An 11644-nucleotide genomic window follows, 5' to 3' on the forward strand; every position below is an offset into this window, starting at 1 on the left:
CATATCGCTTACGCCTGTACCAGTGGGCCGGGATTTTTCAGATAGTGATCCTTGATCGCCTGAGCCGCCATTAGCGTGATTGCGCCAATGGTATCGGTCGGGTTCGCCTGGAAGTTCTGCGGGAACGCATTACCGCCTGGCACAAAGACGTTATGAACATCCCAGCTCTGCAGGTACTTATTCAGCGCAGAGGTCTTCGGATTATCGCCCATCACCGCGCCGCCGACGTTGTGGGTCGAGACGTATTTGGTCAGGTCAAAGTGCGCATCCATCGGCAGGAAGCTTTCGCTGTAGCTGTCCGGATTAAGCTCTTTGGTGATATTGCCGACGATCTGCTTCAGGTGCTGCTGCAGCTTAAGCTCGTTGAGTTTCCAGTCGAAAGTCATACGCAGCAGCGGATAGCCATACTCATCTTTGTAGTTCGGATCCAGATCGAGATAGATATCGCGGTAGGACTGGCAGGTGGTGGTGATGCTGATCTTCATCGAATGGCCGTACCACTCTTCCATCCCCTCTTTCCAGCCGGTTCCCCATGCCGGAGTGCCTTTCGGCAAGGCGGTGCTGATTGGCGTACCGGTCGCCTGCGAGCTGTGAATTTTCGCGCCGCCGATAAAGCCCAGAGAAGGACCGTCGAAGTTGCCCGGTGACAGATCGTTAAACATCTGGCCGGTGGCGCCTGCGGTAGCGAACGGGTTGAAGTTTTTGTCTTTGAAGAACAGCGTCGAGCCGCCGTTGCTCAGGAAGGCATAGTTACGACCGATCACCCCTTCTTCGGTGATTGGGTTGTAAGGCTGGCCAATGCCGGACAGCAGCATCAGGCGCACGTTACAGAACTGGAAGCTGCTCAGCACCACGATTTTCGCTGGCTGGAAGCATTCGTTGCCCTGCGCATCGATGTAGATCACGCCCTTGGCGGTTTTCTTATCATCATGCAGCACCACTTTCATCACGTTGGCATGCACTTCGTAGGAAAAGTTATCCATACGCTTCAACGCATCCATCACCGCGGTCTGTGGCGAGGCTTTGGAGTAGTTGAGGCACGGATATTTACTGCAGTAACCGCAGTAGTTGCACGGCGCGATCTGGTTGCCATACGGGTTGGTCCAGGCACGGGAAACGCAAGCAGATGGGTTCGGGAACGGGTGATACCCCATTTTTTTGGTCACTTCCGCAAACATGCTGCTGTTCAGCGTATCTTCCAGTGCGGGCAGTGGATACGGCTCTGAACGTGGCCCTTCGAACGGATCGCCACCTTCCATAATCTGGCCGCGCAGGTTACCGGTTTTACCGGACTGGCCGCAGATATGTTCAAACTTGGTGTAATACGGCTCGATTTCATCCCAGGTGAACGGGAAGTCCATGATGCGCATATCTTCCTGCAGAATGCCGGGCTTGTAGGCCTCGTCTGCATAGGTTTTCAGCTTAAGATCGGTTGGCGTGGGACGGATCAATACCGCCGTCCAGTGCAGGCCCGATCCGCCGACGCCGGTACCGGGTGCGAACGCGCCCCATTTACGGGTTGGCAGCGCGGTTTCGCTCATGTTGTAGCGTACGGTCACCGCGGCTTCCGCCGGCGTGGCCATCACTTTATTACGGACCGCGTAAGCGTACTCATCCGCCGGTTTTGGATATTTGAACTCTTCGTAGCCGCGATCGCCACCACGTTCCAGCGCACGGACTTTCAGCCCGGCCATCGCCAGCTCAATACTCATCAGTGAGCCAGCCCAGCCCAGGCCGACGACTACGACGTCGACTTCTTCTTTATTTACAGTTGCCATCTTAAATCCTGTCACTCATCAGAAAACGGAGTCAGCGCGATTAGCGCAATCAGCGTGATTAGCGCACTCAGGCCTGCATACCTAACAGGCTGACCGGGCCCAGCGGATACGGCACGTTGTGCTGCTTCACCCATTCGGTAAAGCTGGCGCGCGCGCCAGGGAAGCCGATGGCGATCCACGCCTTCATCCCCTTGTTTCCGCCATAGATAGGATCGGCCAGGTAACCGTGCTTGGTATCGGCCAGCAGCTCGCTAAAGAACTGCGATCCTTTCAGTGCCTCTTCGCCCAGATCGGCGAAGCTGATGGTGTTCTTCTGAACCTGAGTCAGCACGGCGTCTTTGTCCGCATCAGACAGTTCATGGAAGGATTTTTGATGGGTAGACTGGCACCAGCCCTCAATCAGCTTGATACCGGTTTTGTAAATCTGCTGAGGACGGAACGGGATTTGATAGCCCATCGTGGCAGGCGCGTGGGTGTTGAACGGCCCCTGCATATAGATTTCAGATCCCATATCGCCGTGCATTTGCTGATCGATAAAGATCGGCACGTTGGTTTCCAGTGCGCCAGGTGCTTTGCCTTTGCCGCCAGCCGGGATCAGGCGGTCGCACGCAGCCATGATGAATTGCCATTCATCGGCGCTAAAAAAGATCGGTTTATAATCGACCAGCTCGGGTGCGGCCATTTCCGCAGCCTGGGCTGCAGTAATACCTTTCAGGACCATATCGCCTAGCGGTAATGCCAACAGCGATCCTATTAAAAACTTACGACGGGTAGTTTCTTTTTGAAGGAGCATAACATCACGACTCTCACATGCTAATAAAATGTAATTTGAGTTAATAAGTATGGTTATCGACAGTGCTGAACGTAATGTTATGGATAGGAGGGTTACAAAATGTAAAATTTGAATTCAGTTTATTTATAGTTAAATGTTTATCACGTTGTTAAATTTAAGCATGAAAATGATAAAGGCCTGTTATGGTTAAAAAAACCGCATAACCCCTATTTTTATGCTGATTAGGGCCAGTTATCCCTTGTGATTATCCGGGAATAATTCAAAAGCGTGACTATACCCCCATTAAATAAATGGAAAAAATTCGTCTGACGCCTTTTTTATTATTTAACCAGAGAGGATCATGATATTAACAAATATAAAACAACTGAGCACTGAATTCCCGCTTATTCAGAAATTCAGCAGTAACGGGAATAAGCGGAAATCAGTGACGATCGAGGCGCGAATGCAGGGAATAGACATTATTGTGCGGCTCATCAGGGGAATCATCCTCTGGCGGTGCAAAGCGGGCGTTATAGCGCTGACGAAATGCCAGCATTTCCTGCGCGTCGGGTTCCAGCTCGCGCAGGAATGACATCGCCAGCCTGACGTGTTCATTGCTGAGTTCGGTCGGGAGATAGGCTTTACGCAGCACGCCGCGCCAGAACATCAGGCTTTCGTCGGACTCGTCGACGATAAACACCTGGTAGATCAACAGCACGCTGGCCCCGTTGGCGATATGGGCTTCATTATCCCGCGCCAGATACTGCACAAACTCTTCGCCCGCCTCGCGTCCCATGGTATTGATCAATGACTCCACATACACCGGTTCCAGATTCAACCGCTTAGTCAGCGCTTTGCTGGCCCGCCGGGTCTGCGAATTCAGCACACGAAAACCAATTATAAAGACCACAACCAGGGTCACGAGCATCAGCCAAATCATTAACTATCCTGTTCCAGACACGGGCCGCTCAAGGACGGCGATTCTGCGGGGCGTCAGAGTAACAGCAGCCTGTCAGCCTTTGCAACAATGAGAAAAGGCTGCCCGAAGGCAGCCTCTGAATTAACGCTTCTTCATGCAGCACAGTGGACATAAGCGGCTGCTACCATAACGTTTGTTTGCTGTAAGTAATGCATCTGCTGAGGTATAAAACGTGCCCAAAAACTCTCTTTGTCGTTTCAGAATGCTTAGCTTCAGGCAGCCTGAGCGGTGGACAACTTTGAGAGCATCCTGGCGCGCTTTCTGCTCCAGATAATAGTAATCGCCCATTGTTATCTCTTTGTCATAAATTACCCGACAAACAGACAGTACACCCGGTCGACTGTTAAAAATGTCTTTATATTCGCCTTTCCGTCAAATTCAGAAAGCTCCCCAGGATAAGCCTCAGGCTAGCCCCGCAGCGTGGACGGCGTGCAGCCATACACGCTTTTAAAGCGGTTGCTGAAATGGCTGGAAGAGTTAAACCCGCAGGCCAGCGCGATTTCGGTCAGTGGAAGCGGACTTCCGCGCACCAGCTGTTCCGCTTTGGCCATCCGCCGCTGCATCACGTACTGATGCGGTGCCCGCTGGGTGGACTGCTTAAACATCCGCGCAAAATGAAACTCGCTGAGTCCCGCCTGCACCGCCAGTTCGGCCAGCGTTAAGGGGCTGGCAAGGTGCTCTTCGATAAACGCCATAATGTTGCGTAACACCGCCGGGGCCAGCCCACCTCTTACCGCGGGCAACTTCCACAGCACCTCGCTGTAATGCTGCAACAGATGGGTCATCAACAGGGTTGAGGCGCTGCTGAGCATCAGATGGTTGGCATTCTGCTGCCAGTCGCTGCTCAGTAAAAAATGGCGATACAGCTGGGTAATGCGCACATCCTCACTGAACACCTTTTCATCCAGCGAAATGCTGGCCGGGCTTTTATCCCAGATTTGCTCGGCCAGATGGCGCAGATGACGATCGGTGCAGTAGAGATGCACGAAGGAGAATTCGGAACGGATATCCCAGACCGATTCGCTGTTTTCGGGCATCAGGCAAAAACGGTCCGGACCGCCGCCGTTCTGCCAGCCGGAACGGGTTTTATGCCAGGTGTTCACTCCGCCCTCTACGTACAGGCTCAGCGTGTGGTGATCGCTACGCTGCCGGACGCAGTCAAAGTCATTACGCCATGCCGCCAGTTGAATACCCGAGCCAAGCTGCACGCTGCCCTGCAGGCGCGCGCGATGCTGACGCAGATTTTCAAAAGCCTGATAGGGCTGGGGCATAACGATACCTGAAGGTGGAGGCAAAGCCGTATTTTAAGGAGCTGCCGGAGCAGATTCCAGCGCTTATCCCCGCAAGCCGAAAATAACCGCAAGAATATGCAAGTCTGCGCAGGCTGCTGAAAGCGACACGGCATGGCAACTGACACACTGGCGGCAATTAAACGCGGTTTTGAGGTGTCAGGATGAACGGAATTTTATACGCATTGGTGGTGGTGATTTGGGGGACGACATGGATAGCCATTGTGATGCAGCAAGGCGTGGTGTCGGTTACCGTCTCCATTTTCTGGCGCTTTCTGGTGGCGGCGCTGGCGATGGTCATCGTGCTGGGCCTGGCGGGCCGGCTGCGCAAAATCAGCCTGAAGGATCACCTTTACTGCCTGTTACAGGGCTGCTGCGTATTCGGCTTTAACTTTGTCTGCTTCTACCATGCGGCGTCTTATATCAGCAGCGGGTTGGAGTCGGTGATTTTCTCAATGGCGGTGCTGTATAACGCGGTGAACAGCATGCTGTTCTTCCGCCAGCGTCCGCATCCCAATCTGTTACCGGCCGCCGCGCTGGGCATCATCGGCATTATCGCCCTGTTCTGGCACGACCTGATGGCCACCCAGATGGCGCCGTCTTTGCTGATCGGCATCGGCCTCAGCGCGCTGGGGACCTTCGGCTTCTCGCTGGGCAATATGATCAGCACCCGCCACCAGCGTCGCGGGCTGGAAATCCTCTCGACCAACACCTATGCGATGTTTTACGGTGCGCTGGTAATGGCCGCCATCAGCCTGTTTAACGGCGATCGCTTTATGCCGGACCTGTCGGTGCGCTATCTGGGATCGCTGCTGTATCTGGCGATTTTCGGTTCGGTGATCGCCTTCGGCGCTTACTTCACGCTGGTTGGCCGCATTGGTGCCAGCCAGGCCGCCTACAGCACCCTGCTGTTCCCGCTGGTGGCGCTGACCCTGTCCACGCTGTACGAAGGCTACGTCTGGCATGCGAACGCGGTGATTGGCCTGGTCTTGATCCTGCTGGGGAATCTGGTGATGTTTGCTAAACCCGGTTTCTTCCGCGTTGGCCGCACTACGCCACTGCCGAAGTCTTCCTGAGAGAAAAAGCTCAAGGTGCCTCCTGAGCTCCGGGCGTGAAATGCTAGACTGTAAGGCATTCGCTGTCGCGATGCGTCGCGACAGTCTGCCCATAACGCCAGAGGAGGCACCATGAGCAAGCCACTGCAGATAGACTTCGTTTCCGATATTTCCTGTCCCTGGTGCATTATCGGCCTTCAGGGGCTGGAGCAAGCGCTGGCTGAACTCGGCCCCGACGTTCAGGCTAACATCACCTTCCAACCCTTCGAGTTAAACCCGTCAATGGCGGCTGAAGGTCAGGATCTGGTTGAGCATATCGCCGAGAAATACGGTTCGTCGCCGGAAGAATCTGCTGAGAATCGTCAGCGCATCCGCGAACGTGCTGAGGCGGTGGGCTTTGAGATGAATAACGCCGGGCCGGGACTGCGCATCTATAACACCTTCGATGCGCACCGCTTGCTGCACTGGGCGGAAGGCTTTGGCCTGCAGCAGCCGCTGAAGCACGCGCTGTTTACCGCCTACTTTACCGATGGCGAAAACCCGTCGAGTCACGTGGTGCTGGTTAACGTCGCCGAAGACGTTGGGCTGGATCCGGTTGAAGCGGCCGAGGTGCTGGCGACCAACCGCTATGCTGACGAGGTTCGCGCGCTGGAGCGTGAATGGGTGGATGCCGGTATCCAGTCCGTGCCGTCCATCGTGTTCGATCGCCAGTATCTGCTCTCCGGTGGACAGCCGCCGGAAGCCTTTAAATCGGCCATTGAGAACATTTTGCAACAGCGGGAAACAGCGGCAAGCTAAGGACGGAACATGACCTTTTTTATCTTTCTTTTTGCCTGCTGTGCAGCAGGCAGTACCGGGATGCTGTTTAAACCTGGCGAGTGGTATAAGTCGTTAAAAAAACCGGGCTTCACCCCGCCAAACTGGGCGTTTCCGGTGGCCTGGTCGATTATTTATCTGCTGCTTGCCTGGGCAGGCTACCGTCTGACCCTGCTGCCAGGCAGCGAGACGCTGCTGGCATTGTGGGCGGCACAGATTGCGCTGAACACGCTGTGGACGCCGGTGTTCTTCGGCTCGCACCGCATTCTTGCCGGGATGATAATCCTGACCCTGCTGTGGCTGGTGGTTGCGGCGATGGTGGTGATGGCCCTTCAGCTGGAAGCGCTGACTGGCCTGATCCTGCTGCCTTATCTGGCGTGGCTGTCGATCGCCGCCGCCCTCAACTTCTCAATCCTGTGCAATAACCGCAGATAATGCCTGATGGCTCCTCGCGTTAGCGGGGAGCTTCTTCCAGCACCTTGTGGATCACCGCCGACAGCTGGTTGATCTCAAACTTCGCCACGTAGCCATTCGCACCGACCTTACGCACATGATCTTCGTTGGCGCTGCCGGACAGCGACGAGTGGATCACCACCGGAATATCCCGCAGGTTAATGTCGGTTTTGATATTGCGCGTCAGGGTGAAGCCATCCATTTCCGGCATTTCCAGATCGGTCAGCACCATCGAGATCTTATCGCGGATCGGGATCCCTTCTTCCTTCGCCTGCTGCTGGATACTTCTGATGCGGTTCCAGGCTTCCAGACCGGTGTTGTGCATCTCTGCCGGAATGCCCATCGCTTTCAGGCCCTGTTCCAGCATCTGCCGGGCAACCTTCGAATCTTCTGCCACGATTGCCACCGAACCTGGACGGATATCAAACTCTTTCAGCTTGATGTCGCCTTCCTTCACTTCACGCACCGACGGGATCACGTCGTGCAGGATCTGCTCGACATCCAGCACCAACGCCATGGTGGTGTTGTTGTCTTTGTCAGTATTCAGACAGGCGATGCTGGTGATATTACGGCTGCTGACGCCGGCTTCCGCAGCGTGGACCTGGCTCCAGTCCAGACGCACGATATCCTCAACCGATTCGACGGCAAAGGCCTGGGTGCTGCGGGCATATTCCGTCACCAGGATCAGGTTAAGGCCGGTGGTTGGCGTGCAGCCGACGACCGCCGGCAGGTCGATCACCGGAATAAACTGACCGCGAATGTTGGCCATCCCCAGCAGCGGTGACTTCATGCCTGCCGCTTTGGTGATGGTGGTCATCGGGACGATTTCACGCAGCTTAAAGACGTTGATGCCGAACAGTTCAGACTTTTCTTCGTTGAGATCCGAGCCTAAACGAAACACCAGCAGTTCAAATTTATTGGATAAGGCGAGGTTGGCGCGCTCATCGATCTCTTTCTGAAAGTTATCCATTTTAATCCTCTAGTTTTCGTCGCTGCTCTCAACGAGGCGCATACGGGAAGTGTTACCCCTGCACGCCATTGCGCGCTGAAATCACTCTGAGAGGGTTATCGGCAGAAGAAGAAAAAAATACAGGGGACTTCTGTCCCCTGTTGCTGATTTTATTCGCAGGCTGACTATTGTTTCGCCGCCGCAACCAGCGAATCGCGGGTGATCTCAGCGATGCAACGGGCGCCGGTCAGGGTCATCGCCACGCGCATTTCTTTCTCAAACAGGTTGAGCAGGTTGGTCACGCCCGCCTCGCCGTCGGTGGCCAGCGCATAGAGGAACGCGCGGCCAATCAATGCGGTGTCCGCCCCCAACGCCAGCATCCGCAGCACGTCCAGCCCGCTGCGCACGCCGCCATCGGCCAGAATGGTCAGATCGCCTTTGACCGCATCGGCAATCGCCGGTAACGCCCGCGCCGACGAGAGCACGCCATCCAGCTGGCGACCGCCGTGATTGGAAACGACAATGCCATCGGCACCAAAGCGCACCGCATCGCGCGCATCGTCAGGATCCAGAATGCCTTTGATGATCATCGGCCCCTTCCAGAAGTCACGGATCCACTCCAGATCGCTCCACGAGATCGACGGATCGAAGTTATTCGCCAGCCAGCCGATGTAATCCTGCAGATTGGTCGGCTCGCCGCGATAGGCCGAGATATTGCCCAGATCGTGCGGGCGTCCATGCAAACCCACATCCCAGGCCCACTGCGGATGGGTCACCGACTGCAGATAGCGGCGCATCGCGGCATTGGGACCGCTCATCCCGGAGTGCGCATCACGGTAACGCGCGCCCGGCACCGGCATATCCACGGTAAACACCAGCGTGGTACAGCCCGCGGCCTGAGCACGCTCCAGCGCATTGCGCATAAATCCCCGGTCGCGCAGCACGTACAGCTGGAACCACATCGGCCGGTTCATCACCGGCGCGACTTCTTCTATCGGACACACGGAGACCGTCGACAGGGTAAACGGGATGCCCTTTTTATCCGCCGCGCGCGCGGCCTGCACTTCCCCGCGCCGGGCGTACATGCCACACAGGCCGACAGGCGCTAACGCCACCGGCATCGACAGCGTTTCGTTAAACAGTGTTGTTGTCAGGTCCAGCGAGGACATGTTGCGCAGAATGCGCTGACGCAGCGCGATATCGGCCAGGTCTTCACAGTTGCGTTGCAGCGTGTGTTCGTCGTAGGCCCCGCCATCCGCATAGTGAAACAGAAACGGCGGGATCTTGGCCTTTGCCGCGGCGCGGTAGTCTTTCGAGGAGGAGATAATCACAGGTGTGCCTCACTTAAGCTGCGGTTTAATGTCGGGAATACGCAGGCTGCGGGCGTGTCGCGCCGCCTGCTCGGTCAGGCCATGTAGAGTCTGGGCAACAAACTCCAGATGGTGAAGGGTGGCGTCGCGGGCAGCATCCGCCTCTCCGGCGACAATCGCCCGGTAGATGGCCTGATGCTGGGCGGAAAGCCGATCAAGGATCGCGGGCTGGGTAAACATCTTCTGGCGGCTTTGCATCACCGAGGATTGCAGCAGATCGAACAGGCCGCGCATCGCCTGCAGCAGCACCAGATTGTGCGAGGCTTCGGCAATCGCCAGGTGAAAGCGCACGTCAGCGTGTGCGGCAAGATCGGGATCGTCACGATCGGAGATGGTTTGCATCGCCTCGAAGCACATTTTCAGCCGCGCCCTATCCTCTTCGGTGGCGCGGCTGGCGGCGTGCCAGGCGGTGCTGGCTTCAATCGCCATGCGTGCTTCCAGCACGTCATAGCGATAGCCCGGGTCCTCGGCCAGCAGTGAGCTGAGCGGCATCACCAAACGCTCTTCGCTCCAGTCCACCGTCTCGGGTTGCAGGAAGGTTCCGCCGCCGCGACGGCTGAATAAGACGCCCTGGCTGGTGAGCGTTTGAATCGCTTCCCGCAGTGAGGATCGCGAGACGCCAAACTGCTGCGCCAGCTGACGTTCGGCAGGCAGACGTGCGCCCGGTTGAAGGTGATTTTGGTGGATAAAGTCCCGCAGACGATCCACCAGCAGTTCGTTGCTCATCGCTGATTGGTCCTACCAAAAAAGGCGTTTGACCGGGCGATTGTTCCTCTTTCGCTAACCTGAATGCAACGATTGCGTAACCTGATGCGTTCAGGGCCTAAGCGGGATCACAGAATGGGAGAATTGGTAGGACCAAAAAATGAAAAACGCCGGGGGATTTCTCCGTCCGGCGTCATTGCGGTGTGGCGGGAATGCTTATTTCAGATCGGCAACCATGCACACGGCACGGGCGGCTTCAGCGCCCTTCTTGATAAAGTGCTCACTGTAGAAACCGGTGAACTCTTCAGCGGGCTGGAAGTTGTGCGGCGTCAGGGAGACGGAGAACACCGGCACGTCGGTGGCCAGCTGCACATCCATCAGGCCAGTCACCACCGCCTGAGCAACAAAGTCATGACGGTAAATGCCGCCATCAACCACCAGCGCGGCGCAGACAATCGCATCAACGTCACCCCGTTTTGCCAGGCGCTGTGCCAGCAACGGCATCTCAAAGGCACCGGGTACGTCCAGCACGGTGATCTGGCAGTCAACGTCACGCGCGGCCATCTCTTTCTTGAACCCAACCAGCGTCTGGTTAACGATGTCGGCGTGCCAGTTGGCTTTAATAAATGCAACCTTCAGCGGGGAAACCATACATTACTCCTGTCAAATGGGCGACGATGACCACCCTAAAGTCAGATAGTTTAAGCCTCACCGCGGCAATGGGAAAGCCTGATTCGAAAACATTTCAAAAATGTTATATGCAAGTGACGGAAAAATAGCACTAAGCCGCTCCGTTGAGGCGGCTGCGGCAATAAAAAACCCAGCGCGGTGGCTGGGTTGTTTGAGCTTCAGCAACGAGGTTACTTCGCGGCGGGCTTACAGTCCGAATAGACGTAGCTTTCGCTTTTGTTGCGCAGCACATAGCTGTCTTTCAGCTTAACGAAGGTGACATCTTTCACCCTGGCAGCCAGCGCCGTTTCACCGTCATCGGTCTTTAGCGGCTGCAGCTCCGGGCTGGTGATGCGCTTCTGTCCATCGGTGGAGAAGGTGAAGCTGGTGCCTTCATCGGTCACCGCAGAATTTTTGCTGACCACCGAGACTTTAGGCTGCTGTCCCGGAGACGCTACGCTGTGCGTCAGGCTGCAGGTTAACGATTCGGCAGCGGAAGCCGACAGTGAAACTGCCGACAAAGCGATAATCAAAAGTGCATTTCTTGTGCGCATAGGCCTCCCTTATATGTCTTCCCATAGGGTAGCAGAGGTCAGCCCCGGTTTGGCGCTGGATAATTCCGAGAGCTACGCGCCCGGCATCCACGCGCCGCTGGCGATAAACCAGATCAGCAGAGTGACACCTGCGATACCCACCGCAGCCGGGAATAAATAACCAATTTTCATGATTTCCTCATTCATCATTAACGCCCGCGACGGGCAGCAGAAACACGCGCGGCGATGATAGCACAGGCTCCGGCCACGGCTGGT

14 protein-coding genes are annotated in these 11644 nt (G+C 56.0%); 3 read left to right on the forward strand and 11 right to left on the reverse strand.

The window, feature by feature from the left end:
• Positions 1 to 8 precede the first annotated feature (8 nt).
• From AC0IXH_RS11165 to AC0IXH_RS11185, 5 genes are all read right to left on the reverse strand, one after another.
• A complete protein-coding gene (locus AC0IXH_RS11165; protein WP_265911676.1) occupies positions 9 to 1778 on the reverse strand; it encodes a GMC family oxidoreductase in 1770 nt (589 codons plus the stop codon).
• Between the two features lie 67 nt (positions 1779 to 1845).
• Positions 1846 to 2571 carry a gluconate 2-dehydrogenase subunit 3 family protein gene (locus AC0IXH_RS11170; RefSeq protein WP_471720431.1) on the reverse strand — a complete coding sequence of 242 codons (726 nt, stop codon included), beginning with the start codon at positions 2569 to 2571 and terminating at the stop codon, positions 1846 to 1848.
• Between the two features lie 421 nt (positions 2572 to 2992).
• Positions 2993 to 3490, reverse strand: a complete 498-nt coding sequence (locus AC0IXH_RS11175; protein WP_105759518.1) for a DUF1198 family protein — start codon at positions 3488 to 3490, stop codon at positions 2993 to 2995.
• 120 nt (positions 3491 to 3610) lie between these two features.
• Positions 3611 to 3817, reverse strand: a complete 207-nt coding sequence (locus AC0IXH_RS11180) for a hypothetical protein (protein ID WP_071822104.1) — start codon at positions 3815 to 3817, stop codon at positions 3611 to 3613.
• A 119-nt stretch (positions 3818 to 3936) separates the two neighbouring features.
• Positions 3937 to 4800: a helix-turn-helix domain-containing protein gene (locus AC0IXH_RS11185; RefSeq protein WP_471720432.1), complete on the reverse strand. Its 864-nt coding sequence runs from the start codon at positions 4798 to 4800 to the stop codon at positions 3937 to 3939.
• A 182-nt stretch (positions 4801 to 4982) separates the two neighbouring features.
• Between AC0IXH_RS11185 and AC0IXH_RS11190 the strand changes: the two genes are divergently transcribed.
• The 3 genes from AC0IXH_RS11190 to tspO all read left to right on the forward strand — a co-directional run bounded on the left by AC0IXH_RS11190 (position 4983) and on the right by tspO (position 7124).
• Positions 4983 to 5894 (forward strand): DMT family transporter, encoded by a 912-nt coding sequence (locus AC0IXH_RS11190; RefSeq protein WP_134823667.1) that lies wholly within the window; start codon positions 4983 to 4985, stop codon positions 5892 to 5894.
• Between the two features lie 111 nt (positions 5895 to 6005).
• Positions 6006 to 6671, forward strand: coding sequence for a DsbA family oxidoreductase (locus AC0IXH_RS11195; protein WP_013201221.1), 666 nt, complete (start codon positions 6006 to 6008; stop codon positions 6669 to 6671).
• 9 nt (positions 6672 to 6680) lie between these two features.
• Positions 6681 to 7124, forward strand: a complete 444-nt coding sequence (tspO, locus tag AC0IXH_RS11200) for a tryptophan-rich sensory protein TspO (RefSeq protein ID WP_206402369.1) — start codon at positions 6681 to 6683, stop codon at positions 7122 to 7124.
• A gap of 19 nt (positions 7125 to 7143) precedes the next feature.
• On the opposite strand, the gene AC0IXH_RS11205 is transcribed toward tspO, so the two are convergent.
• The 6 genes from AC0IXH_RS11205 to AC0IXH_RS11230 form a co-directional block, all read right to left on the reverse strand.
• Entirely contained in the window at positions 7144 to 8112 is a 969-nt protein-coding gene (locus AC0IXH_RS11205) for a chemotaxis protein (protein ID WP_013201219.1), read from the reverse strand.
• 164 nt (positions 8113 to 8276) lie between these two features.
• The gene (gene lldD, locus AC0IXH_RS11210; protein WP_013201218.1) at positions 8277 to 9422 is read right to left on the reverse strand and encodes an FMN-dependent L-lactate dehydrogenase LldD; all 1146 of its coding nucleotides are present in this window, start codon (positions 9420 to 9422) and stop codon (positions 8277 to 8279) included.
• Positions 9423 to 9431: 9 nt separating this feature from the next.
• Entirely contained in the window at positions 9432 to 10187 is a 756-nt protein-coding gene (gene lldR, locus AC0IXH_RS11215; RefSeq protein WP_134823665.1) for a transcriptional regulator LldR, read from the reverse strand.
• A 195-nt stretch (positions 10188 to 10382) separates the two neighbouring features.
• Positions 10383 to 10817, reverse strand: a complete 435-nt coding sequence (locus tag AC0IXH_RS11220; RefSeq protein ID WP_053146238.1) for a 6,7-dimethyl-8-ribityllumazine synthase — start codon at positions 10815 to 10817, stop codon at positions 10383 to 10385.
• Positions 10818 to 11026: 209 nt separating this feature from the next.
• Positions 11027 to 11389 carry a hypothetical protein gene (locus AC0IXH_RS11225; RefSeq protein WP_455864025.1) on the reverse strand — a complete coding sequence of 121 codons (363 nt, stop codon included), beginning with the start codon at positions 11387 to 11389 and terminating at the stop codon, positions 11027 to 11029.
• 72 nt (positions 11390 to 11461) lie between these two features.
• Positions 11462 to 11560, reverse strand: coding sequence for a YoaK family small membrane protein (locus tag AC0IXH_RS11230; protein ID WP_141653825.1), 99 nt, complete (start codon positions 11558 to 11560; stop codon positions 11462 to 11464).
• Positions 11561 to 11644 lie beyond the last annotated feature (84 nt).

This window comes from Erwinia sp. AC075 (assembly GCF_979253995.1).

Excerpts from the sequence above, each read along its gene's own strand:
- AC0IXH_RS11220 (WP_053146238.1), bottom strand. The coding sequence starts at position 10,817 with ATGGTTTCCCCGCTGAAGGTTGCATTTATTAAAGCCAACTGGCACGCC.
- AC0IXH_RS11205 (WP_013201219.1), bottom strand. The coding sequence starts at position 8,112 with ATGGATAACTTTCAGAAAGAGATCGATGAGCGCGCCAACCTCGCCTTA.
- lldR (WP_134823665.1), bottom strand. The coding sequence starts at position 10,187 with ATGAGCAACGAACTGCTGGTGGATCGTCTGCGGGACTTTATCCACCAA.
- AC0IXH_RS11185 (WP_471720432.1), bottom strand. The coding sequence starts at position 4,800 with ATGCCCCAGCCCTATCAGGCTTTTGAAAATCTGCGTCAGCATCGCGCG.
- AC0IXH_RS11190 (WP_134823667.1), top strand. The coding sequence starts at position 4,983 with ATGAACGGAATTTTATACGCATTGGTGGTGGTGATTTGGGGGACGACA.
- AC0IXH_RS11165 (WP_265911676.1), bottom strand. The coding sequence starts at position 1,778 with ATGGCAACTGTAAATAAAGAAGAAGTCGACGTCGTAGTCGTCGGCCTG.
- AC0IXH_RS11170 (WP_471720431.1), bottom strand. The coding sequence starts at position 2,571 with ATGCTCCTTCAAAAAGAAACTACCCGTCGTAAGTTTTTAATAGGATCG.
- AC0IXH_RS11225 (WP_455864025.1), bottom strand. The coding sequence starts at position 11,389 with ATGCGCACAAGAAATGCACTTTTGATTATCGCTTTGTCGGCAGTTTCA.
- AC0IXH_RS11230 (WP_141653825.1), bottom strand. The coding sequence starts at position 11,560 with ATGAAAATTGGTTATTTATTCCCGGCTGCGGTGGGTATCGCAGGTGTC.
- AC0IXH_RS11180 (WP_071822104.1), bottom strand. The coding sequence starts at position 3,817 with ATGGGCGATTACTATTATCTGGAGCAGAAAGCGCGCCAGGATGCTCTC.
- AC0IXH_RS11195 (WP_013201221.1), top strand. The coding sequence starts at position 6,006 with ATGAGCAAGCCACTGCAGATAGACTTCGTTTCCGATATTTCCTGTCCC.
- tspO (WP_206402369.1), top strand. The coding sequence starts at position 6,681 with ATGACCTTTTTTATCTTTCTTTTTGCCTGCTGTGCAGCAGGCAGTACC.
- AC0IXH_RS11175 (WP_105759518.1), bottom strand. The coding sequence starts at position 3,490 with ATGATTTGGCTGATGCTCGTGACCCTGGTTGTGGTCTTTATAATTGGT.